The following is a 25,326-nucleotide window of genomic DNA, read 5'->3' as shown; positions in this document are numbered from 1 at the left end:
GTAACACCGTCCGCGTTCGAAACTCCCGCGCTACCCACCGGGGCAGCGGTTATCGCCGCCGCTGTGCTCCTGGCATCTCGTCGGCGGTGGCGGCGCAGGCGGGGGCGGGGCGAGATCCCGGTACGCTCCGGCGGCGACCGGAACGGCGAGTACGCCGAGACCGAGCGCGATGACCAGGTAGACGGCGGCGGTCCGGCGCAGGAGCCCGCTGCGGGCCACGACGGCGATCACCACCGGGCCGACCACCACCTCGGCGGCCAAGAGCAGCAGGGCCACGTTCGCCTTACGCGCCAGTGCGTCAGCTCCGACACCCTGGTTACTGTGTTGGTCTGCCCAGCCTTCGAGGCCGAGGGCGAACATCCACCCGAGCAGCACCAGGCCACCGATGAGCCACGCCACCGTCAGGAGCGCGACGACGGCTGGCGCCCACGGCGCCGCAGATCGACGATCCACGCCTGCACGCTACCCACGGCAGACAAGTGAAGCGAAGGTGGCAACCGGTCGACGGCAGATCTGAGGCGCCCCGGGCTCGGCGTCGGCACCGCGCTGGGGTCCTTTCCTCGGGCCGGCCGCCGTCTGGCCCGGCGTCGCGATCGCCGCGCTACGGAAGCGGAGCGCTCGGCGGATTTCCGTCTGTCAGACAGGCGCTTGAAGACTGACCAACGCGCCGGACGATGAACACCGTCAGGAGGGCTCGAAGTTGCCAAGACCAGACCAGCCCCCGGCTCCATCGGCTACGCGCAGGCACCGCTCGCACAGAAGACTGTGTCGGGGCCCGTGTTCGTGCTGCCGCAGAACAGCGCAAACGTTGCTACCGACGGTAGACCTCCGGGATGGCGTCCTTGATCTGTCGCACGGTCTCGGCGACGTCCAAACGAGTCGTATCAACACCGACGTATCGATAGTCGGCGTCGGTCGCTTGCCGGATGGTCCGATCTTCAGGAATCAAGTCCACCATGTCACGCCAGTCCTGCGTCGTCTGCTTCGCTCTGGTGATCCGCCGGTCGTCACGCACGTCCTTGTCGACCAGGAGCTCAACCATGTACACGGACCTCGGCGGCGAGAGCGACCGACGAAAGGCAAGGTAGTCCGGGTAGTTGCGTAGGAAGCTTCCGGCGATGACGTTGACGTAGCCAGCGGTCCAGAAGTTCTCCACCAGGGCGGCAACGTTACGGCGGAGCAGGCCGAAGAACTCGTCGTCCATCGGGCATGGATTGGTCTGCCCGATATCTTCAGCGTCAATCCGAGCGCCGTCGGGCGTGTGGGCCAGCAGTTCACGAACGATGGTCGATTTACCGGCACCCTCCTCGCCGTTGACCAGGATGAGACGGTTCCCCAACGTCGGCGAGGCCGGCCGCTCCGGAGCGAACATCCATGGATTATGGATGGTCTCGAAGACGCAAAGTTGTCCGCACCGTCGTCGGGATGTGCGAACGTCGCCGGCTTTCTAGGGCGTAGGCAACCATCACCGAGTGCACGGACATCGGCGGGCTCTTCGTCGACCCTGTGTTCCCGCACGAGCCACTGCGCGCTACACCCCGGTGAGCTGCGCGCCGTCCGGACCGCTCCTCGCCGCGATCGACGGCGCGGGGCCGACTTGGTTCGGAAAAGTCGGCGTCGACGGCGCACAGTCGGCCGATCGGCCTCCCTCCGGCCCGTCAGCGGGCTCCCCCGTCCGAGGGAGCATGCTCACCCATCGCGGGGAGGTCTGGCATTTCGGTGCGCGAGATGCTGGTGCAATCGGAACGAAGGGACACACCGTGACCACCGTGAGACCTGAGCCGTCGCCTCCGCTGCTCGGCGACGGGCGTCGGCCGGTACGGACAGCCCACCTCGTGCCGCTGCGGACGCTGCTGTCGGGCCCGTGTCAGCTGCGGCTGCCGACAGAGTCCGCATGAACACCACGAATATCGACGAGCTGCCGGTGGCGTCGCGATGGTTTCGCTTCACCGGGCTGGACGAGCGCACCACCCTGATCGAGGAACCTCACGTCCGTGGCCTGCTGCGCGCGAATATCTGGCACCTGCGTGGCCGCGAAGGCGATCTCCTCATCGACTGCGGACTGGGCGTCACCACGCTGGCACCGCTGCTGCGCGAACGCTTCGACCGCGAACCCGCGCTGGTCCTGACTCATGGACACCTCGACCACATGGGCTCCGCGCACGAGTTCAGCCGGGTCTGGGCGCATCCGCTCGAACACGTCGACAGTCCCGCTCCCGGCTCCCTGCACGGTCCGATCCTGGCTGCCCAGATGGGTCTCCGCGAGACCCTGCCGCCCGCGCTGCTGACCGCCCGTCCGCACAGCGACTACGACCTCGGAAACTACCGAGTCCAACCCGCGACGCCCACCCGCTCACTGGCCGACGGCGACATCTTGGACCTGGGCGACCGCCGGCTGACCGTCCTGCACCTGCCCGGTCACAGTCCCGGCAGCATCGCCCTGTTCGACGAACATGACGGCACGCTGTTCAGCGGGGACGTCATCTACGACGACGTCCTGCTCGACTCCCTGCCCGGCAGCGACCCCGAACAGTACGCACACTCTCTCCGGCGGCTACGCAGCCTGCCGGTACGGCTGGTGCACGCAGGACACGGACGCAGCTTCGGTCAGGAGCGCCTGCACCACCTCATCGACGATTACCTGCGTGAGCACCTTGACGCGACCGACGAGCACCGTCGCGGGAACGAACGCGATACGTCGAAGTCAATGCGCCAAGGAGATCACTCGCGCTGAGGAGATCCGGCACCGCGGGGGCGCCTTCCGACGCAGAGAGGGGATCTCATGTTCGCCGCGTACGTCACGGTCACCATCGTCGCCGCCGTCTTCACAGGCTCCGCGGCCGTCACCTACCTGGCCCGCCACCCTTACCCCAAGGCCCAGCTGGACATCAAGCGCCTGCCCCGCTCGTGGGGACCGAAGTTGGGCATGTTGCTCGCGGCGGGTTCGTTGGGGTTGCTGTCGGGGTTCGCCGTGCCGCTGCTGGGTGCGCTCGCCGCCGCCGGCCTCGTGCTCTACTTCATCGGCGCGATCGGCGCCCACCTGCGGGTGGGTTCCCGCCAACTTCTCGGACCGGCCGTGTTCCTCGCCGTCTCCCTGGCCGCTCTGGTCCTGAACCTCGGCTACCACGACCCGTGGTGACCCGCCGCCATACGTCCGAACCGAAGGTGGTGCGACTTGTCGAATGAGGATTTCGAGCCGTCGAGGCCGGCCTGCAACGATCCGAAACATCTGATATGCCCGCTAGACTCCCGGAGTATGACTGACCACGCGCAGTCCCTGCTGAGCACGATCGGTGGACCCCAGGACCTCAAGACTCTGACGCCTGAGCAGATGACAGTGCTGGGTGCGGAGATCCGGGACTTCATGATCGCCAAGGTGGCGCGCACCGGCGGTCACATCGGCCCCAACCTCGGTGTCGTCGAGCTGACGCTGGCGATGCACCGGATCTTCGACAGCCCGCGCGACCGGTTCATCTTCGACACCGGGCACCAGGCCTACGTGCACAAGATTCTGACCGGACGACAGCGCGGGTTCGACCTCTTGAAGCAGCGAGGCGGGCTCACGGGATACCCGAGCCGAGCCGAGAGCGAACACGACCTCGTCGAGAACTGCCACGCCTCCACCGCGCTGTCCTACGCCGACGGAATGGCCAAGGCCTACGCACTGCGGGGCGAGCGGCGGCACGTGGTGGCCGTAGTGGGAGACGGTGCCCTCACCGGCGGTATGTGTTGGGAGGCGCTCAACAACATCGCAGCCACCGGTAATCGTCTGGTCATCATCGTCAACGACAACGGTCGCTCCTACGCGCCGACCATCGGCGGGCTCGCGGATCACCTCGCGTCCCTGCGGCTCAACCCGGCGTACGAGAAGGTGCTCGAACTCGCCAAGGACGCCCTGGAGAAGGCGCCGCTGGTCGGCAAGCAGCTCTTCGACACCCTGCACGCGGTGAAGAAGGGCATCAAGGACGCCGTGGCGCCGCAAGCGATGTTCGAGGATCTCGGGATCAAGTACGTCGGACCGGTCGATGGCCACGATCAGGCGGCGATGGAGTCGGCGCTCACCCGGGCAAAGCGATTCGGCGGTCCGGTCATCGTGCACGCGGTGACGCACAAGGGCCGCGGCTATGCTCCGGCCGAGCAGGATGAGGCCGACCGGCTGCACGCGCCTGGAGCCTTCGATCCGGAGACGGGCAAGCCGCTGGCTGCGTGGAGCCTCAAGTGGACGAAGGTGTTCGCCGACGAACTGGTCGCTATCGCGGGTGAGCGGCCCGATGTCGTCGGCATCACGGCTGCCATGCCGGAGTCGACAGGTATCGACAAGCTCGCCGCCGCGTACCCGGACCGGGCGTTCGACGTCGGTATCGCCGAGCAGCACGCCACCACGTCAGCGGCGGGGCTCGCGCTGGCTGGGCTGCACCCGGTGGTGGCCATCTACGCGACGTTCCTCAACCGTGCCTTCGACCAGGTGCTGCTGGATGTGGCACTGCACAAGCTGCCCGTGACCTTCGTGCTCGACCGGGCAGGCATCACCGGGCCGGACGGGCCCAGCCACTACGGCATCTGGGATCTGTCCATCCTCGGTGTCGTGCCGGGCCTCCGGGTGGCCGCGCCTCGTGACGCCGAGACCCTGCGCACGTCACTCCGCGAGGCGGTGGCGGTCGACGACGGCCCGACCGTGGTGCGCTTCCCGACCGGGTCGGTCCCGGCGGCGCTGCCCGCGCTGCGTCAGGTCGGCAGTGTCGACGTGCTCGCCGAGACGTCTGAGTCCAACGACGTTCTCCTGGTCACGGTAGGACCCTTCGCTCACCTCGGCGTACAGGTCGCGGCCGAGCTCGCGAAACGAGGCTTCGGCGTGACAGTGGTCGACCCGCGCTGGGTCCGTCCCGTACCGGTCGAGCTGGTTCAACTCGCAGGCTCGCACAAGCTGGTCGTGACAATCGAGGACGGCGTACGCAACGGTGGCATCGGCGACGCGGTCGCCAAACTGCTGCGTGACCACGAGCTCGACGTGCCACTGCGCGACCTGGGTGTGCCCGCGCGGTGGATCGACCATGGCACCCGCTCCGAGATTCTCGCTGAGGTCGGCCTGACGGTTCCCGATGTGACGGAGCGGGTCGGGGGCTGGATCGAGGCGTTGTCGGTGCCTTCGAAGCCGGGGCTGTCCAGCGTCAGTCGCGGCTAGCGGGTCTGCGCCTCGACCCGGCCGAGATCTCTGCCTGCGCGGCTGCGGCGAGCCTGAGGCAATGCCGGCAAGCTCTTGAGGCACAGGTCTCGCCGGGACGTATTCCGACCAGTCGCGGTCGGCGATGCCGGAGTGAGAGGCGCTGCGACGGACCGGGTCCGCCACGCTCACCCGGGACCATCGGATTCAAGGGCGCCTTCCGTGATGAGGGAGGCGTGATGAGTGCATCCATGACCACGTGGGGTGCGGGCGACTATCCGGCCATGGCGCGGCGGCTGATGCCGGTCGCCGAAGCGGTGGTGGCAGCTGCCGCGATACAGCCGGATGACCGGGTGGTCGACGTCGGCACCGGTACGGGCAACGCCGCGATACTGGCCGCACAGTGCGGAGCCCGTACCGTCGGAGTGGATCTGGAGCCCGCGCTGTTGGAGCTGGCCCGGGGGCGTGCCGCGGGTGACGGCCTGGCGGTCGATTGGCGGGTCGGCGACGCGTGCCGGTTACCCCTTCCAGACGACTCGGCCGACGTGGTCCTGTCCGTGTTCGGCGTGATCTACGCGAACGACCACGACGCGGCAGCCCGAGAGCTGAGCCGGGTGTCTGCCCCCTCGGGCCGAGTCCTGCTGGCCGCCTGGACACCGGGCAGCCTGTTGCCGGCCATGGGGCAGGTCCTCGGCCCATATCTACCGCCGCCGCCGGCCGCAGGCGCCCCGCCGAGCCAGTGGGGTGACCGCGAGCTGGTCGGACGGCTCCTCGCAGCCGCCGGCCTGCGGATCACGTCGGCTGTCGTTCACCGGTTGGGTTTGCGCTTCGCCAACGCCGACACAGCGACCAACCTGCTGATCGACAGCGCCGGGCACGTCGTCGCCGAACGGGAGCTGCTCGTGGCACAACGTCGGTGGGAGGCGTTGCGCGCCGACCTACGTTCGTTCGTTGACGATCGCGGGGTAGCCGACGGCGGTCACTTCCGGCTGGAGCTCGAATACCTGCTCGTGACGGCCACGCCAGCATCGGAGGTGACAGTATGACGCGCGCGCAGCTGGACAAGCAGCCGCCGGCGGTCGCCGCGATGTTCGACGGCGTCGCCGAACGGTACGACCTGGCCAACAGGATCATCTCGTTCGGCCAGGACGCCCGGTGGCGGCGAGCGACCAGAGCGGCGTTGGGCCTGCACCCAGGCGAACGCGTGCTCGACGTGGGCGCCGGCACCGGCGTCTCCACCGAGGAGTTGACCCGTTCCGGGGTGTTCGCAGTGGGAGTGGACCCCTCCACCGGCATGCTGCAGGTCGGCCGACGCGCCCGGCCCGCGGTGCCGCTGGTGGCAGGCGACGCGCTGCGCCTGCCGTTCCCGGATGGCGCGTTCGATGCGGTGACCACTTCCTTCGCGCTGCGCAGCGTGGTCGATCTCGAGGCTGCCTTACGCGAGTTCGCCCGTATCGTCAGGCCAGGAGGGCGGCTCGTGGTCTGCGAGTGCAGTCACCCGACGAACCCCACATTCCGTACGCTCTACCTCGCCCACCTACTCCGGGCGGTACCCGTGGTGACCCGATGGGTCTCCAGCAACCCGGACGCCTACGTCTACTTGATCGAATCCATCCGTGCCTGGCCGAATCAGCCGGACCTGGCGAAGCGGATCGCCGCATCGGGCTGGCAGCAGGTCGGTTGGCGCAACCTCAGTGGCGGTGTCGCCGCGCTGCACAGCGCCACCCGCTGTTAATTCGTCTGCTCCGGGAAACGTCCGCTTCCGCCGCAGAAGGCACGATGACACGGGCGCACTCGTCGACCGCCACTGCCGTCAATCAGCAAAGGCGAGGCCACGCTCAGCCAGTGCGGCGGCAAGGGTGCGGACCGCCTTCGGCCCGACCCCGTGCATAGCCAGTAGATCGCGGCGCCGGTGGGCGGCCACTTGCGCAAGCGTGGTGATACCGGCTTCGAGCAAGGCAGTGTTGGCTGGTCGCCCGATCGGTGGCAGGTCACCGATCTGTGCGGGTTCGCGGCGAGTACTCATGCGGTCACGATATTAGTCCGCCCACTGAATTCGCGGAGCTTGTCAAGGGCTCCGCGTCTCTACGCGGTGGATCATCGACCACGCTCGAAGTCCATCACCGACATTCCTGGTTCGGTTGAGGCGACCCCCGGCCTTCTGGGTGTCGAACCACGACAATGTAGCGATGAAGCGGATCTTTCGGTCCCGGCCGATCATGACCGAGGAGACGCACCGGGCGACCACGGTCGAGATCTTCTTCGACCTCGTGTTCATCTTCGCTCTCACCCGGATCGTCCTGCTCATGGGGCGGCCGCCCACGTTTCTCAGCTTGGCGCAGGGGCTCATCCTCCTGCTGCTGCTCTGGACCACCTGGACCATCTACACCTGGGTGGGCAACCTGGTCCGCGCCGACGCCGGCCTGGTCCCCGCCGGAGCGATCGTGGCGATGGCGGCCGTCTTCGTGGCCGCCCTGGTCATACCGAATGCCTGGCAGCACGGGAACGAGGTCATGGACGCACCCCTGATCCTGGCCTTGGCCTACATCGCACTTCGAGCGATCAACATCGCCCTCGGCCTGCACGCAGCGGGTGGCGACCGGCAACTGCGCTTCACGCAGGGCCTCTTCGCGACCACGGCGATCCTCGCGTGGATACCGCTCGTCCTCGGCGCCCTGCTCCACGGAACCGCTCAGACCCTGCTCTGGGGAGCGGCATTCGTCATCGACTTCAGCGGCGGCGTCATCGCCTCGGCCGTCAGCGGGTGGCGGCTGCGCAGCCCCAGCCACTTCGCCGAACGGCACGGCCTGGTGTTGATCATCGCGCTCGGTGAGTCACTGATCTCGGTGGGGACCGGAGCCGAGTTGGCAGTGACGCGCGGCCCGGTCCTGCTGGCAGCGTTGCTCGCGATCACCAACGCGGTGTGCGGGTGGCGGCTCTACTTCAAAGAGACCGCGATGGTCGCGCGCCGCGGCTTGGAAACGGCACCTAGCGCACAGCGCGGTCGGATAGCCACCTACGCGTACAGCCTGGCGCACTTTCCTCTGGTCGCCGGCGTCATCTACGGCGCGCTTGGCGTCGAACAAGTCCTCGGCCACCTGGCCCATGGCGAGCCCTGGCACGCCACCCGGCTGGACTGGGCCTCCACCGTCGCGTTGTACGGCGGGACGGTTCTTTACCTCACCGGTCGACTACTGTTCCTCCGGCTCGCCGTCCAGTCCGCCCCACGAGCGCAGATAGTCGCCATCGGCGTGGCGCTGCTACTGCTACCCGCCGCCCGGAACCTGCCCGCCCTGGCTGCGCTCGGGCTCCTCACCGCGTTCCTCGTCGCCCTGGTCTGGTACGAGCAGTTCAGCGTGGGCTCACGACACCCAGTCGCGGGCGAGGCCACTCCGGCCTGACCCATTCCGACCGTGAGGTGTCGAGCGTTCCGCCACGCCCCCACGGGCAGCCCGTGTCAGGCAGCGGACGCCGAACGTCGCGACGGAGAGGATCCTTCAATACAGTCGAGGGCTGCCGCCTGAGGGCGTGCCAGCTCATCACCAGCCGACCCGAGCGCCTGAGGCCCGCTCCGGGAACCCGCGGGCTCGACTTTTCCTGTGCCCATCGTCGTTAGCCGGACATGGCGCGCGGCCCTCGGACGATGACGGGGAAGCGTTCGGTCACCCGGCTGCGCCGGGGCCCGGCAGCAGGTCGATGTCGTTTGCGTGCATCGGCTCGCCGCACTGGGCGCAGCTCAGGTCGACACTGCTGATCTCGCCGCAGGCGTGGTGGCGGTAGAGCACGGGTGGGCCGGTCGCGCCAGCGAGCCACTTGTCTCCCCAGCCGACCATCACCATGAGCAGGTCGACCAGCTCGGTGCCCTTCTCCGTCAGGACGTACTCGTAGCGGGGCCGCCGGTCGTAGGGGCGGCGCTCGAGCACGCCCTGCTCGACGAGGTGGTTCAGCCTCTCGGTCAGAACCTTGCGCGAGATGCCGAGGTCGCCCTGGAGTTGCTCGAACCGGGTGAGCCCGACCCACACGTCGCGCAGGATCAGCGGTGACCAGGGCTCTCCGATCACGTCGAGCGTACGTGCGATCGAGCAGGCCATCTTGCTGAAGTCCGTGCGCTGCATGGGATCAGTTTACCAATCGGGGTTCCCTGAGGGAACTTAAGTTGCTACGGTCACAGAGTCCCTTAAAGGAACCCACGGAGGGTCACGGAGATGAGCAAGGTCTTCAGCGTCCACGCCGTGTCGGTCGACGGTTACATCACCGGCCGGGAACCCGGCGCGGGGCGCGGGCTCGGCGGCGGCCCGATGCTCTTCGACTGGTACTTCAACGGCGACACCCCCAGCCAGGTCTTCGACGGATTCCGGTTGAGCGCGCCCAGCGCCCGGATCTTCGACGCCCTCTCCGAGCGAGTGGGCGCAGTCGTGGCAGGCCGCAACACCTACGAGGACTCCGAGCACTTCGGCGGCGGCAGCCCCCACCCGGCGGCCCCACTGATCCTCCTCAGCCACCGGCCGGCACCGGAGCTGACCGAACGGCAAACCCTCGTCACCACCGGCATCGAAGACGCAGTCGCCACGGCCCGCGAGGCCGCCGGCGCCAAGGACGTCGGCCTCATGGGCGGTGGCGTCGTGACCGAGGCGCTGAAGGCGGGCCTCGTCGACGAGGTGGTTCTCCATCAGGTGCCGGTCCTGCTCGGCGGCGGGCGCCCCTTCTTCCAGTCACTGCCCGAGCACGTGCGCCTCCGGCTCATCGAGGCCGTCCCGGCGCCCGGCGTCACCCACCTCCACTACGCCGTCGAGCGATGACCGGCGTCCCCGGCCCACTCGCCGACCAACACCGTCAGAAACCGACCCGGAATCTACGCCAGGAGATGACGACCATGCTCAACCCCGACGTGCGCCGCGTGCTCGACAGCACCCCGATCGCCCACCTCGCCAGCGTCCTGCCCGACGGTGCCCCGCACTCCGTGCCGGTCTGGATCGGCACCCACGGCGAACACATCGTGATCCTCACCGGTCCGGGCAGCCGCAAAGCCCGCAACCTGCGCCGCGACCCACGAGTCGCGCTCTCCCTGACACCAGCCGACAACCCGGCCCAGCCAATCATCGTCCGCGGCCGCGTCATCGAATGGCTCGAAGGCGACGCGGGCTGGACGGTCATCGACCAACTCGCCACCAAGTACATCGGCCAGCCGTACTCGCGAAGCGAGGAGCGCGTCGTCGCGGTCATCGAACCCGAGCGGCAGACGGTGGGCATCGGATGAGCGGGTCGAGCACTCGCAGGAGATAGGGGCCATTCGATCATTTGATCCGCTGGCTGCCGGTGGTCGAGAATCGGCGCCGTGACAGACGTGGAGTTCTCCCAGGACTGGATCAAGCTGCTCGGCCGACTCGACCGGCAGGTGTCTTCCGGGCGGCCTTCGCCGGACACCGCGGCGTTGTCCGAGTTGATGACCAGCTATCAGGTGCCGGGGGTCAGCATCGCCGTCGGGCACGTGGATGGGCGGGTCTGGGCCGCGGGATACGGCGTCACAGGTGGCGAGTCGTCAACGCCGGTGACCGCGGACACCGCTTTCGCGGCCTGTTCGATCAGTAAGCACGTCGCCGCGTTCGGCGCACTGCTGCTGGTTCAGAGCGGCGTCCTGAACCTGGACACCGACATCGGCGAGTACCTCACCTCGTGGCACCTGCGCGACCGCGCGGGTCGGCGACCGGGAGTTACGGTACGCCAACTACTGGCGCACACGGCAGGGCTGTCCGACACCTGGTACCGCGGCTATGCCGCGGGTCGCGCCCCGTCGCTGCGGCAGGTCTTGGAGGGCAGCGGCTCGACGACCACTCCCCCGGTTCGATCGACCCTCTTGCCGGGTAGCCGATTCCGATACTCGGGCAGCCACTACTCCGTACTCCAGCAGCTGATGGTGGACGCGACCGCAACCCCGTTCGAGGAGCTCATGCGGACTCTGGTGCTGCAACCGTTGGCGATGGACGACAGCAGCTTCGACCAGCAGGTCCCGCACCAGCGACCGCCGCAGCTGGTGGCTCGTGGCCATCACGGTGGCGGCACAGGGATTCCCGGCGGTTGGCGAGTGCAACCGGAGGCGGCCGCGGCTGGACTGTGGAGCACCCCGACCGACCTGCTCCGGCTCGACCTCGAGATCGCCCGGGCGGTCGCCGGCGAGTCGAAGCTGCTCGACCGCGACCTGGCCACCGAGATGTGGACGCCGCAGATTCCGGGCGGCAGCTACAGCCTCGGCACCGAGGTCGACGACCGCGCCGGGCGCCGTCGTTTCGGACACACCGGGCAGAACGTCGGCTATACGTGCTTCTCCTACGTGTGGCCCGACAATGGCATCGCGGTCGCCGCGATGACCAACTCCGAGGATGGCTGGGAGCTGCTGGCCAGCATCCGCGCCACTGCGGACCGTCGGTACGCCACCCGCATCGCAGCCGCGCCACTCGGTGATATGACGGGCCGCTACCTCTTGCACGACGGCTACCCGATCGACATCGCGGTCACCGACGGCCAGCTGACCTTCTCCGCCGCGGCCCAGCAACCGGTCGTCCTCCTGGCGGAGCCGGACGGTCGCTACCTGCACCCGGGGCTTGACCTGGAAGTCCGGTTCCTACCGACCCACGACCAGCCCTGCGTCCTGGAACTGTGGCAGGAGGGAGTCACCCAGACCGCGAGACCAGCAACCGAGCAACCAGAGTCGCCGAGCATTCACCCGTGAGCTGGCGGCGGCCGGCGATGTGCTGGACTGCGAAGACTGCCTAGAGTCACGATGGAATCCGGTCCAGGACAGCCCGCCGAGCGCTGCTGCCTCCGCGCCACCGCGCCAAGGCCCGCGAGACCTCGACCGCTCACGGCCTATCGATCACTGGAAGCATGCCGTACTAGTCTTCGCCGCATGGCCTTGCGACCGGACGAGTTCTTTGACCATGTAGTCGCCGTCGCGGACAGCGAGCGTCGGCTTCCGTTGGCGCGCATGACGGGATGGGAGATCAGTCCGTTCGAGCCGGATGGACTGCGCGTAGCGCCGTTGCGCCCGCCGGTGCTCCCCGAGCCTGCGCGGCACGGCGAGGATCCGTCGGCCTGCAACGCCTGCCGCGACCGGGACGAAGGGATCTGGTTCAACGATCACTGGCGGCTGGTCCGGATTCCCGGAGTGGGCGTCCCGCTGGTGCTCATGCTGTTTCCGCGCGATCACTACGACATGGCGGATCTACCGGACGAACTGGCCGCCGAGCTGGGCCTGCTGAGCACCCGTATCGTTCGGCACGTGCAGGCGCTGCCGAACATTTCGCGAGCTCACGTCTACCGCATTGGAGATGGTGGCGCCCACCTGCACGTCTGGTTCTTCGCTCGCCCAGAAGGGCAAGCCCAGTTGTACGGGTCGTGGCTGGTCGTCTGGGACGACCTGCTACCGGAGTACCCCGCGGACGTCGCAGAAGCTGACGCGGAGATCGTCGCAGACGCGCTGGTCGCGTCCCATGGGGGCAGCCGATCGGCCGTCACCCCACCGGCTGCCTGACCGGTTGATCCGCAGCAGCCACTGCTCCCCTCACCGCTGCGCCGCCATCCTCCGCCGCGGGCGTCAATGTCCGTCCTGCTGTTCGGGCATTCCTCCGTCGGTAGCGTTCAGGCTGGCGGCGATCTGAGCCGGGAGTGGGTAGACACGTTCGATGGGCAGGTGGGCTGCCGCCGCGTGTTCGTCACCGGCGCGCAGAAGCTCACGGACACGCTGGACGGTGGCGGTGATGTCCGTGACGGCAACCACCCAGTCGTCCACGTACCGGTCGACGGCCTCGCCGGACAACCCGACCTGCAGCGATCGGTAGGGCAGCGCCTTCAGCTGCAGTGACCGTTCCGGATCCCACTGCACTCGTACCGGGCTGGCCTTCAGTTGCCGCGACCAGGCCTTCCTGTCGCCGTGCAGGTCCCGGTCGTAGTGACTCAGGCAGGCTCGCGCCAGCGCCCACTCGAAGCCCTCCCGGCTGATGTCGATGGACAGCACGTGCTCTTGCCCTGGCTTCGTGGCCCAGCCGCAGCGGTACATCATCCACAGGAAGGACGGCTTGATCCAGGTCATCCGATCTCGTCTGAAGGGGGCCACGAAGCGGCCGGCTGCCACCGCTGGCAGCGCGATCTGCGGCGAATACGCCTGGTACACGGTGATGGTGTCGGCCGTATAGCGGGCGCGGATCTGACGGGCGGGAACGGACACCGCATGATCCTCACCGATCAGGACCCGACCGCTCCACACAATTCCGCACCCACGCCGGCGCGGGCCGCGTCCGCTTCCGCCGTAGACCGAGTGGTTGAGTGTTCGGCTGGCGGGCCGGGCTGGTCCACGGGAGGCAGCTGTGGCGACGGGGCAGCGATAGCCTGCCGTCATGACGAGCGCCGAACTGGACGAGTTGATCGTCGCCGACGCAGACGCGCTGCGGGCGTGGTTGTCGGCCAACCACGCCACGTCGCCCGGTGTCTGGCTCGCCCTGACCAAGAAGGGCGGCACGGTCACGACGCTGACCTGGCAGCAGGCGGTCGACGAGGCCCTGTGTTTCGGCTGGATCGACGGGCAGGCCCGTAGACGGGATCAGGACAGCTCCTGGATCCGGTTCACCCCGCGCCGGCCCCGCAGTTCCTGGTCACAACGCAACGTCGCGAATGTGGCCCGGTTGGAGGCGCAGGGGCGGATGCTGCCCCCAGGCCGCCTCGCGGTGGAGGCCGCGAAGGCGGACGGGCGGTGGGCGGCTGCCTACGCCCCGCCGTCGGAAGCCGAGGTGCCGGCCGACCTGCTCGCCGCCATCGCCGCCGACCCCGCCGCCCAGGCCATGTTCGACGTTCTCACGAAGACCAACCGGTTCGCACTCATCTACCGCGTCAATGCCGTCAAGCGGGCGCAGACCCGAGAGCGGAAGATCGGCGAGTTCGTCGCCATGCTGGCCCGCCACGAGACCATCTACCCGCAGAAGGCCAAGCCTTCGACCTCGCCGCAATCGGCAGCTGGGCTCTGACTGCGGACGTTGGCGTGCCGGATTGCGCAGGACTGAGCGGTGCCGTCCGGCGGTCAGGTCGCCGACGGGTCAGGCTTCGTCCCAACGCTCGGCGTCGGCTCCCCACCCGGACGGCGCTGCCTGACGTACGTCGTCTCGGCTCACCGTCCGCAGGTCGGCCGCTCGGACCTTCACGACCGGGACGTCGAAGGCGAACTCCACGTTCGACCCGTCGGCGAACGAGACCGTAACGTGAGTGTCGGGACCTGCGGGGTGGTTGTCCATCCATTGCACGTGGACAACCTCGGCCGTCAGGGATCCGTCCGGACGCACCAACACGAATCCCTCGAGGTCGCCCTGGGCAACATCCGGTTGCAGCCGTCCACGCTGCTGCGCGAGCTGCTGCTCTCGCCAGCGACGTCGTGCGTCGGTGTCCGCCACGGAGTGCATTCTTCAACGGGCCAAGCAGCCGCGGAACCCGCGAGGTGCGCGACCCACGAAGTATGAACGTCCGGATCTGCCGCTGATCAAGGCGGCACCGATCGGCCAAGGTCGGGGGTGCGCTGATCTGCCGCCGTAGGTGCGCCGGCCGCGGGCGGTCCCAAGCGTTTGCGCCTCCTTGGCGCTGGCGACCCCGCTCCCAGCCTGTCTACGCAGTCAGGATGGGTACGTGTTGCCGGGCGTCGTTGCGATCAGCACATCGGCCACCGGCTGCCAGCCGAGGGTCATGTAGAGGCGTTGGCCGGCCTCGCTGGCGATGAGAATGCCGTGTTCGACGCCTTCTTCGATCGCGGAACCGGCCAGTGCGCTCATGACCGCACTGGCCAGGCCCTTGCGGCGATGAGCCGGCGTGGTCTCGATTCGGTCTGCGACCGCATCGGTTCCGGCCAGTCCCATCGTTCCGCGCGCGCCAACCTCTCCCGACTCGTGCCGTACCGTCGCCGTGACCAGGGTGTCGCTTCCACGGGAGTCGACCTGGGTCAGGAGCCGGTACGGCGCCACGGGCATGTTCTGCGGATGCCCCCGAAGATGGGCCGTCATCAGTAGTTCCGAGTGCTTGAGCACGATCAGGCCTGCGGCAACCAGTGCCGAGGCCGCCCTTGCCGGGTCGGTGGTGGGCACGGTCAGCCACGTGACGGTGTCCTCACCGGCGACCAGCTCAGCCAGCCTGGTGAGCGATGAGAGATCCTCGCCGGCGTCGAGCGCCACATATTCGATGTCGCGGCCGGGCTGCATGCATCGGACCCGCAACGCGCCGCCTACATCCTCGGCGGCGGGCAGTCCGCGGGCCACGGCCCAGCCACGCTGCCAGCGGACAATGAGATCTCGCAGGTCGCTCACCCATCCAGTAGATCAGTTGCACCTGAGGGACGCGCCACACCCTGGGGTGCGACGAGCCCGAGGTCACGACCCTGTCCCGGTGGAGGCTCGGCACACACGGCGACATCGTGATCCACACCGGTCCAAGCGGCCGCGAAGAGGGCAACCTACGCCAGCCAGCGCGGACGGCAGTTGACGGGACGGTGCAATACGTGCCGACGAGCGGACATGTCGCATGTACCTCTGGGGCTTCGTCGAGAGGCTGCGGCTGTCTTCACGCGCGCTTATGGGGTGGGCACGAGTGGCTGATCGCCTCCCCGCATCTCCACCACCGTTCCACCGGCTCCTTCTCGGATGAGCTGCAAGACGACCGCCACGACATCGACCGGGGGGATCAGTGGGCGTGTCGCCGCGCGTTCGGCGGGGCTCATGAGCGCCCACTGAGCCTGGGCGCGTTCGAGACCGATCCAGTCCGGGGCCACGCACATCATTCGGACCCCATGGCTGGTCGCCAGGCCACTCAGGCTGCTGGTGAAGCGGATCAGACCGGCCTTGGCGGCCCCGTACTCGGGTGAGCCGTACGACGTGGAGTCGAGGCCTGCGCTGGAGGAGATGTTGATGATCGCGCCGCCGCCCTGTTCGCGCATGGGTGACAGCACGAGCTGGCTGAGCATCATCGGGGCGACGAGGTTCAGGCTGATCGTCGCTGCCCACTCCTCGGCGGTCGCTTCCGGATACTGCCGCTGCGGGGTCCAACCACCGGCGTTGTTGACGAGTACGTGCGGACCGCCCAGTTGCCGGGCGGCGGAGACGATGCACTCCGCGTCGGACGGCACTCGGACGTCTGCGCAGACCTTCCGCACTGGCACCGCGCGCTGCTCGATCAGGTGGGCGCACGCCGTGGCGGCTCGTTCATCGCGATCGGCGACGATGATGCCGTAACCGGCGTCGGCGAGTCCTACCGCGATCTCTCGCCCCAGGCCGGCGCCGGCCCCCGTCACGATCGCGATTCGCGCCATGATCGCCCTCCCTGAGTCGCCCCTATGCGCCGGTTCCTACCCGAGGCTGCCCGCGCGAAGCAGGTCGCGACCCGCCGCATTGTGCTGGCGGCCCGACGCACGGGGGCCGGCCCGGCCGGAATCCGGACCGGCCCCGTGTGGTGGGGTGGGTGTGGGTTACGGCGCGGAGACGCCGTCGAGGATGCCCACCGCGTCGGTGCCCGGGGTGACGACGACCTTGCGGGTGAGGGTGTAGGAGCCACCCGCCGGCACGTCGACGTTGAACCGGCTCATCACCCAGTTGCCCGCGGCGTAGACGTCGAAGGCGCTGGCCGGCGTGCCGTAGACCAGCCCGAAGACCTGCGGGTCGGTCCCGGTCATGCCGATGTACGGCTTGGTCGGGGTGTACGCCGCCGTCGCACCCGGCGGCACGACGCCGGCGCCGGGGATGACGCTGGCCTGGCCGGCCGCGTCGTGGTCCATCGCGTCACCGGTCCACACGCTCAGCGGCGCCGACCCGGAGTTGCTCAGCTCCGTCGAGACCGTGGCGAAGTTGTCGCCCGGCTTCAGCGTGTACGTCGTCGTCGCCGTCAGACCCGTGAAGCCCTTGACCGGCCCGGACACCCGGACGACCGCCTGGTCGCCGGTGGCCTGGACGATCTGGACGTCGGTCGCCGTCACCGACCGGATGTCCCACGCGCTGGTGCCGGTCGGCTGGGTCGCCGAGACGTAGGGCAGGTTGATCCAGTCGAACTGGTCGGCCATGCCGCGGACGGCGACGTCGACGGGCTTGCCCCGGGTGCCACCGGAGAGCTGCGAGTCGTTGTAGGCGTCGGCGATCGCCATCGAGAGCTTGTCGTTCTCGAGCATGACGTCGCCGTAGCCCGCCTCGACCAGACCCGATCCGATCTGCTTGCCGTAGCTCGCCTCGACAGCGACCGGGCGCAGCGCGACGTCGGCGACGCCGCTGCCCGCCGCCGGCACGGTGACCGTACCGTCGGCCGTCTGGTAGCCCAGCTTGGACACCCGGACGTCGTACCGACCGGTCGGGGCCTTCACGAGGTACTTGCCCTGGGCGTCGGTGCTGGTGGTCGCGACCACCGTGCCGGCCTGCTCGAGGACGACCCGGGCACCGGGGACGGCGGCACCGCCCGCGGTGATCGTGCCGGCCGCACGGGCGGCGTCCGGAACGGCCGGGTCGTGCAGGTCGATCTCGTCGGCCCACTTCGCGATGTTCCCGGTGGGGTCGCCACCGGCGGTCGCGTAGTCGGTCAGGTGGTAGAAGCTGAACTGCTTGGTGGCGCCGGGCGCCATCGTGGCGTCGTAGTAGAGACCCTCGACGTAGCCGTACGCGCCGACCGCGGCCGGGGTGTCCAGCGCCCACGCGAGACCGTGCGCGGCCTGGCCGTTCGTGGTGGCCGCGTCGGCGCCGACGTAGACGTAGTTCCCGGTCCAGCCCGAGGTCTTCATTCCCGGGTTGGTGCCGGCGAACCCGGGGATCCGGCCGTTGTCGACCGAGCTGTCCGGGTCGATCATGTAGTTGAAGTAGCCCTGGTAGCCCGTCGTGCCGGTATTGGTCAGCTTGACCGTCATCTTCACGATCGGCGCGTCGGGCAGGGTCTCGTAGCGGACCTGCGCCTTGATGGCCGGGTCCGCCCGGTACTGGCCGTTGCCGACCACGGCGGCGCCGTCGACCGCGAGATCGGGCAGGTCGAGCTGGTCGTTCGGTCGCTCCCACGAGTCCGGCGGCGTGAGGCTCGGACGCAGCAGCATCTCACCCCAGTCGAGGGTCTCGGCGCCGTTGGCGTCGTTGAGCATGAGGTCCGACAGCGCACCCTGGCCCAGGCCGCCGACGCCGTTGTTGGCGGCGGTGTACGGGGTCACGGACGCGCGGATCTTGTCGTTGGCCAGGTAGTAGTACTCGGTGCCGGCGACGACGTCGGTGCGGGTGCTGCCGTTGCCGTAGTCCGGCGCGTACGTCGACTTGCCGGCGACCGGCTTGACCACCTTGATCAGCTTCAGGTCGGCGGTCGCGTTTCCGCTGGTGCCGACCTTGACGGTGGCCCCCGAGCGGCGTCGGCGATCAGCCCGCGCTTGGCCGCCGTGACGGTCCAGGTCGACGCCGGCAGACCGATCCGGTAGTGGCCTCGGGCGTCAGTGCTGGTCACCGCGGTGTCCTGACCGGCGGCGACGGCGGTGACCTTCGCGCCGGCGATCGGTGCGCCCGTCTGCGGGTCGCTGACCGTGCCGGTCACGGTCGCCCAGCGCTTCGCGGACTCGCCGCCCGGCACGTAGGCGTAGAGGTTGCCGTCCCAGGCGCCCGTCACCACGGTGTTGCCGCTGACGGCCGGGCCGGCGCCCACCCAGGTGCCGGTCTCGTGGCTCCACAGGATCTGGCCGGTGTCGGTGGCCAGGGCGTAGAACCTGCCGTTGTTGGCGCCGACGAAGAGCGTCCCGCCGGCCACCACGGGGCTGGACATGACGCCACCGTGGTAGATGTCGCCGGGCAGCGCCCGCTCCCACAACACGTTGCCGGTCTGGGCGTCGAGGGCGACGACGGCGCCGCTGGGGAAGCCCATGTAGACGACGCCGTTCTTGACCGCCGCCGCGCTCGGGGTCGAGCCGCTCGACACGAGCGAGGAGCGCGTGCTCCGGTAGGTCCAGAGCGTCGCGCCGGTCTTGGCGTCACGGGCGGTGATGCCGTTGTTGGCGCCGATGAAGACCTTCCCCTCGGCCGCGGTCGGTACGCCGTCCTGCCAGCTTCCGAGCGACTCGGTTCCGGTCCACTTGCGGGCGCCGGTGGCCAGGTCGTAGGCGAGCACGCGGTCGGCGGTCTCGTTGCCGACGAACACGGTGCCGTCCATGACGGCGGGCGTGCCGTCGCTCATGGTCGCGCCGGACATCGGGGAGGCCCAGATCTGCCGCCCGGTGCGGGTGTCGAGCGCCTTCAGCACACCCTGGCTGCCGATACCGAAGCGGGTCTGGTAGGGCCAGAGCACGGTGTGGCCGGAGACGGCCGGCGAGTAGTAGCCGTAGGTGCGCTGGTTGTTCGGGGCCGGCGCCTGCTCGGGTACGGCCTTCCAGCGCAGCTTGCCGGTCCTCGCGTCGACGGCGTAGAGCTCCGAGCCGAGGGTCGGCGCGAAGATCAGGCCGTCACCGTAGGCGAGGCTGCCGTGGATCGACTGCGGCACCTGGAAGTTCCACAGCTCCTTGCCGTCCTTGAGCCCGACGGCGTGGATCCGGCTGTTGCCGTCGCCGTTCTCGTCGCGGGTGCCCGCGTAGACGATGCCGTCGTGGATGACCGGAGACCCGGTGAGGAAGGTGCCCTCGGTGCGGAAGCTCCAGGCCAGGCGGCGACCGGCCTCCTGGGCGGGCGCGACACCGGAGTGGGCCTCGTTGCCGTGGTGCTGGTTCCAGTCACCGCCGGCGACCGGCTTGAGCGCCGGCTCGCCGGTGAACGTGAACTCCGCCGACTTGGTCCAGGTCTTGCCCGCCGCGTCGACCACCGTCACGTCGATGCGGTGCTTACCGACCCGCTGCAGGCTGTTGGGCAGGTTGGCCTGCCAGGTGAACTCACCGCTGTGGTGCAGCGGCATCGAGTTCTTTCTGCCGTCGATCTGGTAGCGCGCCGAGACGACCTCGTCGCCGGTGTCGTAGGCGTTGATCTGGATGCCCGGGAACTTCGCCGCCGGCACCTTCGAGCCGGGCGCGGGGCTGACGATGGTGAGGTGCTCGTTCTCGCCGTACATCCGGAACGGGTTGTCGAAGCCCGGACCGGCCATGTGGATGTAGCGGAAGCCGCGCGGCGCGTTGTCGATCGTGTACGAGCTCGACACGGTCTGGATGTGCTTGGCGGTCGAGGCGAACGCCGAGCGGTTCTCCACGTGGTTGGAGTGCTCGTGGCCGACCAGGATCAGCTGCGCCTGGTAGTGCTCCAGCACGTCACCGAAGGCGTCGTAGGTCGACGGCGAGCCGAACGGGACGTTCATCGGCTGGTGGGTGAGCACGACGACCTCGATGTCGTTCTTCGGGTTGTCATCGAGCGGGACGCTCGCGGCGAGGTCCGCCTTGAGCCACTCCAGCTCCTCGTCGAACGGCGCCGAGCCGTTGTTCTCGAGCACCACGAAGTGCCGGTTGCCGTAGTTGAACGAGTACCACTCCGGGCCGACGTTCTTACGGTAGTTGTCGATCTTGTCGGCGTACGCCGACCCGCTCGCGTACTCGTGGTTGCCGACGGCCGGCCACACCCCGACGGCCGACTGCTGGGTGCCGCGACGGTACGTGTCGAACTGCCCCTGGCTGGCATCGTTGGTGAGGTCGCCGCTGACCGCGATGAACCGCAGGTCGGTGCCGGTGGAGTTGATCTCGCGGATCTGGTCGGGCAGCTGCGCGTTGACGTGCGGGTCGGCGATGTTCGCCCAGGAGAACTTGTCGCCGTCGGAGAGCTCGTCACGCACGAGTGCGAAGTCCGCCTTCGGCGTGGCGTCGTCGGCGAGCTGGCCGAGGTTCGCCCAGAACTTCGGCTCCTTGTACTCGTCCAGGCCGAACCGGTAGCCCCGCGGCTGGCCGGCCCACACGATGTCCGTCTTGCGACGGTCGGTGGAGATCGTCAGCGAGTAGGAGCCGTCGGTGGCGGTCGTGGTGGTGACCACGCCGTCGGAGAGGCGTACGCCGGCCAGGCCGGCCTCACCGTCGTTGCGGACGCCGTCGCCGTTGGCGTCGACGTACACGACGCCACTGACGGTGGCCTCCGGCGGGTCGATGGCGTACGCCGCGTACGACGCGAGCGGTCCCGCCACGACGCTGGCGCCGAGCGCCAGCGTGGCGGTGTACAGGACGACGCGCAGGCGCGCGCGTGTCCATCTGAACGCGGACATCGGGATCCTTCGGGATGGGGGTTGGGAGATGAGCGTCAGGTCAGGAGCGACGAGCGTTCGACGAACCAGACCAGACCGGCACCAGCGACCGCGACGGTCGCCGTGGCGGTGCCGAGCGTGAGAGCGCGAGCGGCGACCGGCCTGGTCGCGGCCCTGCGCAGGAGGAGCAGTCCCGGGAAGGCGAGCGCGATGATCGCCAGCTGGACGAGTTCGATGCCGACGTTGAAGGAGACCAGGTCGGTCAGCGTCGAAAACGACAGCGGCCCATCGACGCTGAGCGCCCCCGCGAAACCAAGCCCGTGCAGCAGCCCGAAACCGAAGACCACGGGCAGTCGGTGGCTCGTCTTCGGCGAGAGCAGGTTGTCGACCGCGACGAAGGCGATCGACAGCGCGATGAGCGGCTCGACGATCCACTCGGGCGCGCTGACCCACCCGACCGCGGCCAGCACCAGGGTCACCGAGTGTGCGAGCGTGAACGCCGTGGCGACCTCGACGACGTCGCGCAGCCGCTTCGCGCCCAGCAGCAGCGCCAGCAGGAACAGCACGTGGTCGAGCCCGAAGAGCAGGTGCTCTCCCCCGAGCCGGACGAACCGCGGAATGTCGCTGAGCAGATCGGTCTGCCCCACCGTGACGCTGGTGCGGGCGGAGTCGAGCAGCCACGAACCGCGGTGACCGTCGATGTCGTAGGCCACCAGCGTGGTCGTGTCGTCGATGACACCGTCGGAGGCGCGGAAGATGTCGCTGCGGACGGTGAGCGCGCCGGACGCCGGGCAGTCGTAGGCGAGCGCGACCTGCACCCGGCCGGAGTCGGCGAGCTCGACCCGGGCGTCGTCCCCGGCGGTGCAGCCGATCGAGCTGCGGCTCAGCCGCAGCCGCTCGCCGACGTACGCCGCCACCTCGCGCGCGTGCGCGTCCAGCGACCTGCGCCGCACCTCGGTCGGCACCTCAGCGGCCGCGCCGTCCACGCCGACCGCGTCCGGGCCCAGCACACCGTCGAGGTTCAGCAGCCGGGCGATGACGTCGTACTCCACGTCGACGGCAGCTCCGACGCCGTCGCCCTGGCTGCGCAGGTCGACGGCGACCTCGGTCACGTGGACGTGCGCCTGCGCGGGAGCGGCGACGCCGAGCGTGGCAACGAGGGCGGTGATGATTGCCAGTAGACGCACAGGCATGCACTTTGCTGTGCTCGCTCCACACTGGACAATACGGGCACGGCCCAATTCACCGAACCTTCCGCTGGACGTCACCACCGGCCGGACAGCTGAGTTTCCACAGTCGGGCGGGTGCCAGACGTATTCAGGGCGCTGCGACACGTCGCCCACGCGCGGAGGCCAGCGGAGCCGACAGCGGATCCCTACATTCGGGTCATGAGCAGCGGCATTCCTGTGCGAGCTGTCTACCCCGGCAGCTTCGATCCCTTCACTCCCGGGCATCTCGACGTGGTGAACCGGGCGCGCGGCCTCTTCGACGAAGTGGTCGTGCTGGTCGCGGTCAACGGCCGCAAGCACCCGGGCACCGACGAAGAGGAGCGAGCGGCCGCCGTCCGGGCGATTCTGCCGGTCGAGTGGACCTCCGTCACCGTTGCGGCCTGGAGCGGATTGACCTCCGCCTACTGCCGCCGGCATGAGGTGGGAGTGATCGTCCGCGGCGTGCGTAACACCAGCGACCTGCAGGCCGAGTATCAGCTCGCCGGGATGAACCAGTCGCTGGGTGTCCCCACGGTCTTTCTGCCTACGCGGCCCGAACTGGCCACGATGTCCTCGACCGCGGTACGGGCGCTGGGGAAGGGGTCTTCATCCGCTCGGCCGTAAACTGCCGGACATTGACGGGCGTCTCGTCGGGCCGCCGCCGGACAATCGTGGAGACCGCCGCGTGACGTTGCAGCACCCGGCCGGCGTTACCCGATCAGGGAGGGCCAATGACCAGTTCGGTGACCCTGGGCGCACTCGCCGCTGTTCTCGCCGTCGCTCTCCTGCTGCTGATTCGCCGGCCCGCCGCCGCCCAACGGCTCGCCCGCCTGGCCGCTCTGGCGATCACCGTGCTGGTCGCCGCCGCTCTCACCCCGTGGACAGTCCAGGACTCCGGACCAGCGGCGAGCTTCCTGCTCGGCGTACCGGTCCTCGCGGCGACGGTGCCGGTGCTGGCCGAGCGCTCCGGTCGCCGGGCCGAGATCGCCGACCTCGTCGCGGCGGTCGTCATCGGCAGCTGGGGTCTGCTGCTGGCGCTCGGCATCGGGGTGGCGTTCCTGCCAGTGGTGCTGCTCTACCTGCTGAGCGCGACCTGGAGCACTGCACCACGTAAGCAAGCCTGACCGAGCAGTGCGGCGCTCGGCGGCGGGAGGTCGGACAGAATCCGACTTCTGTCCGACCTCCCGACGCGCATCGCCTCAGTCGTCGAGGGCCTGGTAGACGGTGGTCCAGAAGTCGTGGAACGCCCACGTGGAGTTCGGGACGGTCGCTCCGACCTGGGTGAGCAGGATGCCGGTGAGCTGCTTCTCCGGGTCGGCGTAGGTCGACGTACCACTCCCGCCGTCCCAGCCGAACTGGCCCACGGAGGCGTAGTCGCCGCGGTAGGTGCGAACCGCCATTCCGAAGCCCCAGCCGCCGTGCTGACCTTGGCCGAACGAGATGTGGACGTTGTCGCGGGCCATGGCGGTACGAGGGGCCTGCTGCTCGGGCGTGAGGCGGTTGGTCGTCATCAGTTCGACCGCGGGCCGGGACAGGATCCGCTCGTTGCCGTGGATCCCGCCGTTGAGCAGCATCCGGAAGTAGGCGTGGTAGTCGTCGACGGTGGAGACCAGCCCGCCGCCACCACCCTGGAACGCCGGAGGCTGCGCCCAGCGTCCCCCCTCGGCGTCGTCCCACACGGTGAACTCCCCGGTCTGCGGGTCGGGAGCGTAGAGGGTCGGCAGTCGGTCGATCCGGTTGCCGGGTACGTGGAAGCCGGTGTCCTTCATGCCCAGTGGGTCGAAGATGCGTTCCCGCAGGAACGTCTCGAACGACTGGCCGGTGACCCGGGCAACGAGCACGCCGACCAGGTCGCTGCTGAGCTGGTACTGCCAGCGTTCCCCGGGCTGGTGCATCAGCGGCAGCGTTCCCAGGCGGCGCATCCACTCGTCCGGATCCGGCATCGGCTCCGGCAGGTTCGGGGTGAGCCCCTGCGCGAAGACCGCGCCCATGATCGGGGTGCCGAGCGCCGTCATGTCCATGCCGAGCCCGAACGTGGAGGTCAGCACGTCCCGTACGGTGATCGGCCGCCGCGCCGGCACGGTGTCGTCCAGCGGGCCGTCGATCCGCTTCAACACCTGCCGGTCGGCGAGCTCCGGCAGCCACGGCTCGACGGGGTCGTCCAGCCGCAGCCGGCACTCGTCGAGCAGCACCATCGCCGCGGCGATCGAGACCGGCTTGGACGTCGACGCCATCCGGAAAATCGTGTCCCGGCTCATCGGCGGGCCACCGTCGTGGCGCATCGATCCGATCGTTTCGACGTGCGTCTCCCCACCCCGGCTGACCAGAGCCACGAGCCCGGGGATCTTCCCCGAGTCGACGTGCCGGGCCAGCACCTCGTGGAGTCTGCGTAGTCCGCTTGCGGAGAAGCCGCTGTCAGCAGTTCGCATCACGTGTTTCCTTCCGTACGTTCTCGATCTGCGGGGTCCGCCTCGGCGTGGCGCTCATGGGCTTGCATGGCCGCCACGCGACGGGTGAGTGCGGTGTGGTCCAGCCGCGTTCGCTGAACCGTTCATGGCAGCCACCATCGCCAACCGCTCTGACACCGGGCTGTCACCGTCCTGACGCGGCCGCTGACAGGTGGCGGGATGTGACCGGCGCGCTGGGTATCCCACTGAGGCGCTGCAGCCGGCGGCGCTGGCCGATCCGATGTAGCCGCGGTTCGCCGGACGCCCGCGGAGACGTGTGTAGATAACTCGCCGTTCATGCGGACTTTCGATCGCGGAAGGAGTTGACACTCCATTGGGGCAG

25 protein-coding genes are annotated in these 25,326 nt (G+C 69.0%); 13 read left to right on the top strand and 12 right to left on the bottom strand.

Going from position 1 to position 25,326, the window contains the following annotated elements:
* Positions 1-30 precede the first annotated feature (30 nt).
* Together D7147_RS08735 and D7147_RS08730 are read right to left on the bottom strand one after the other, a co-directional pair.
* A complete protein-coding gene (locus D7147_RS08735; RefSeq protein ID WP_120675560.1) occupies positions 31-453 on the bottom strand; it encodes a DUF6234 family protein in 423 nt (140 codons plus the stop codon).
* Between the two features lie 358 nt (positions 454-811).
* Positions 812-1,372 carry a hypothetical protein gene (locus D7147_RS08730; RefSeq protein WP_120675558.1) on the bottom strand — a complete coding sequence of 187 codons (561 nt, stop codon included), beginning with the start codon at positions 1,370-1,372 and terminating at the stop codon, positions 812-814.
* A gap of 522 nt (positions 1,373-1,894) precedes the next feature.
* Between D7147_RS08730 and D7147_RS08725 the strand changes: the two genes are divergently transcribed.
* The 5 genes from D7147_RS08725 to D7147_RS08705 all read left to right on the top strand — a co-directional run bounded on the left by D7147_RS08725 (position 1,895) and on the right by D7147_RS08705 (position 6,896).
* Complete coding sequence (locus D7147_RS08725; protein WP_120675556.1) at positions 1,895-2,734, top strand: MBL fold metallo-hydrolase; 840 nt, start codon at positions 1,895-1,897, stop codon at positions 2,732-2,734.
* Between the two features lie 48 nt (positions 2,735-2,782).
* Complete coding sequence (locus D7147_RS08720) at positions 2,783-3,139, top strand: DoxX family protein (protein WP_120675554.1); 357 nt, start codon at positions 2,783-2,785, stop codon at positions 3,137-3,139.
* A 117-nt stretch (positions 3,140-3,256) separates the two neighbouring features.
* A complete protein-coding gene (gene dxs, locus D7147_RS08715) occupies positions 3,257-5,182 on the top strand; it encodes a 1-deoxy-D-xylulose-5-phosphate synthase (RefSeq protein ID WP_120675552.1) in 1,926 nt (641 codons plus the stop codon).
* Positions 5,183-5,412: 230 nt separating this feature from the next.
* The gene (locus tag D7147_RS08710) at positions 5,413-6,207 is read left to right on the top strand and encodes a class I SAM-dependent methyltransferase (protein WP_158609315.1); all 795 of its coding nucleotides are present in this window, start codon (positions 5,413-5,415) and stop codon (positions 6,205-6,207) included.
* Positions 6,204-6,896, top strand: a complete 693-nt coding sequence (locus D7147_RS08705; protein WP_120675548.1) for a demethylmenaquinone methyltransferase — start codon at positions 6,204-6,206, stop codon at positions 6,894-6,896. Before D7147_RS08710 ends, D7147_RS08705 begins: the two co-directional genes overlap by 4 nt.
* 78 nt (positions 6,897-6,974) lie before the next feature.
* Here D7147_RS08705 and D7147_RS08700 read toward each other — a convergent pair whose 3' ends face one another.
* Entirely contained in the window at positions 6,975-7,187 is a 213-nt protein-coding gene (locus D7147_RS08700) for a helix-hairpin-helix domain-containing protein (protein ID WP_120675546.1), read from the bottom strand.
* 163 nt (positions 7,188-7,350) lie between these two features.
* Here D7147_RS08700 and D7147_RS08695 point away from each other — a divergent pair, with 163 nt between their 5' ends.
* Entirely contained in the window at positions 7,351-8,562 is a 1,212-nt protein-coding gene (locus tag D7147_RS08695) for a low temperature requirement protein A (protein WP_120675544.1), read from the top strand.
* Positions 8,563-8,823: 261 nt separating this feature from the next.
* Here the strand turns inward: D7147_RS08695 and D7147_RS08690 are convergent, their stop codons facing one another.
* Entirely contained in the window at positions 8,824-9,276 is a 453-nt protein-coding gene (locus D7147_RS08690; protein ID WP_120675542.1) for a winged helix-turn-helix transcriptional regulator, read from the bottom strand.
* A 90-nt stretch (positions 9,277-9,366) separates the two neighbouring features.
* On the opposite strand from D7147_RS08690, the gene D7147_RS08685 reads away from it, so the two are divergent.
* From D7147_RS08685 to D7147_RS08670, 4 genes are all read left to right on the top strand, one after another.
* Positions 9,367-9,960 (top strand): dihydrofolate reductase family protein, encoded by a 594-nt coding sequence (locus D7147_RS08685; RefSeq protein WP_120675541.1) that lies wholly within the window; start codon positions 9,367-9,369, stop codon positions 9,958-9,960.
* A complete protein-coding gene (locus D7147_RS08680) occupies positions 9,957-10,418 on the top strand; it encodes a PPOX class F420-dependent oxidoreductase (RefSeq protein WP_233563035.1) in 462 nt (153 codons plus the stop codon). The genes D7147_RS08685 and D7147_RS08680 overlap by 4 nt, the downstream gene beginning before the upstream one ends.
* A gap of 78 nt (positions 10,419-10,496) precedes the next feature.
* Positions 10,497-11,888: a serine hydrolase domain-containing protein gene (locus tag D7147_RS08675; RefSeq protein WP_147437373.1), complete on the top strand. Its 1,392-nt coding sequence runs from the start codon at positions 10,497-10,499 to the stop codon at positions 11,886-11,888.
* A 177-nt stretch (positions 11,889-12,065) separates the two neighbouring features.
* On the top strand, positions 12,066-12,689 hold the full coding sequence (locus D7147_RS08670) for an HIT family protein (RefSeq protein WP_120675537.1): 624 nt from the start codon (positions 12,066-12,068) through the stop codon (positions 12,687-12,689).
* Between the two features lie 63 nt (positions 12,690-12,752).
* On the opposite strand, the gene D7147_RS08665 is transcribed toward D7147_RS08670, so the two are convergent.
* Positions 12,753-13,382 (bottom strand): DUF4291 domain-containing protein, encoded by a 630-nt coding sequence (locus D7147_RS08665; protein WP_120675535.1) that lies wholly within the window; start codon positions 13,380-13,382, stop codon positions 12,753-12,755.
* A gap of 169 nt (positions 13,383-13,551) precedes the next feature.
* On the opposite strand from D7147_RS08665, the gene D7147_RS08660 reads away from it, so the two are divergent.
* The gene (locus D7147_RS08660; RefSeq protein ID WP_120675533.1) at positions 13,552-14,175 is read left to right on the top strand and encodes a YdeI/OmpD-associated family protein; all 624 of its coding nucleotides are present in this window, start codon (positions 13,552-13,554) and stop codon (positions 14,173-14,175) included.
* Between the two features lie 69 nt (positions 14,176-14,244).
* On the opposite strand, the gene D7147_RS08655 is transcribed toward D7147_RS08660, so the two are convergent.
* The 6 genes from D7147_RS08655 to D7147_RS08630 all read right to left on the bottom strand — a co-directional run bounded on the left by D7147_RS08655 (position 14,245) and on the right by D7147_RS08630 (position 22,515).
* Positions 14,245-14,595: a hypothetical protein gene (locus D7147_RS08655; RefSeq protein WP_147437372.1), complete on the bottom strand. Its 351-nt coding sequence runs from the start codon at positions 14,593-14,595 to the stop codon at positions 14,245-14,247.
* A gap of 216 nt (positions 14,596-14,811) precedes the next feature.
* Positions 14,812-15,495, bottom strand: a complete 684-nt coding sequence (locus tag D7147_RS08650; protein WP_120675528.1) for a GNAT family N-acetyltransferase — start codon at positions 15,493-15,495, stop codon at positions 14,812-14,814.
* 263 nt (positions 15,496-15,758) lie between these two features.
* Entirely contained in the window at positions 15,759-16,493 is a 735-nt protein-coding gene (locus tag D7147_RS08645) for an SDR family NAD(P)-dependent oxidoreductase (protein WP_120675526.1), read from the bottom strand.
* A 156-nt stretch (positions 16,494-16,649) separates the two neighbouring features.
* Entirely contained in the window at positions 16,650-18,479 is a 1,830-nt protein-coding gene (locus tag D7147_RS08640) for a carboxypeptidase-like regulatory domain-containing protein (protein WP_120675524.1), read from the bottom strand.
* A gap of 11 nt (positions 18,480-18,490) precedes the next feature.
* Entirely contained in the window at positions 18,491-21,349 is a 2,859-nt protein-coding gene (locus tag D7147_RS08635) for an outer membrane protein assembly factor BamB family protein (protein WP_120675521.1), read from the bottom strand.
* A gap of 35 nt (positions 21,350-21,384) precedes the next feature.
* A complete protein-coding gene (locus D7147_RS08630; RefSeq protein ID WP_120675520.1) occupies positions 21,385-22,515 on the bottom strand; it encodes a HupE/UreJ family protein in 1,131 nt (376 codons plus the stop codon).
* A gap of 201 nt (positions 22,516-22,716) precedes the next feature.
* Here D7147_RS08630 and coaD point away from each other — a divergent pair, with 201 nt between their 5' ends.
* Both coaD and D7147_RS08620 read left to right on the top strand, forming a co-directional pair.
* On the top strand, positions 22,717-23,160 hold the full coding sequence (gene coaD, locus D7147_RS08625) for a pantetheine-phosphate adenylyltransferase (RefSeq protein ID WP_120675517.1): 444 nt from the start codon (positions 22,717-22,719) through the stop codon (positions 23,158-23,160).
* Positions 23,161-23,267: 107 nt separating this feature from the next.
* Entirely contained in the window at positions 23,268-23,660 is a 393-nt protein-coding gene (locus D7147_RS08620; RefSeq protein ID WP_120675515.1) for a hypothetical protein, read from the top strand.
* Between the two features lie 75 nt (positions 23,661-23,735).
* On the opposite strand, the gene D7147_RS08615 is transcribed toward D7147_RS08620, so the two are convergent.
* Positions 23,736-24,965 carry a serine hydrolase domain-containing protein gene (locus tag D7147_RS08615; RefSeq protein ID WP_120675513.1) on the bottom strand — a complete coding sequence of 410 codons (1,230 nt, stop codon included), beginning with the start codon at positions 24,963-24,965 and terminating at the stop codon, positions 23,736-23,738.
* Positions 24,966-25,326 lie beyond the last annotated feature (361 nt).

This window comes from Micromonospora musae, assembly GCF_003626545.1.
Taxonomy (GTDB): Bacteria; Actinomycetota; Actinomycetes; order Mycobacteriales; family Micromonosporaceae; genus Micromonospora; species Micromonospora musae.
The sequence above is the reverse complement of the archived record's forward strand: the minus strand, read 5'-3'. Positions and strand labels throughout refer to the sequence as shown.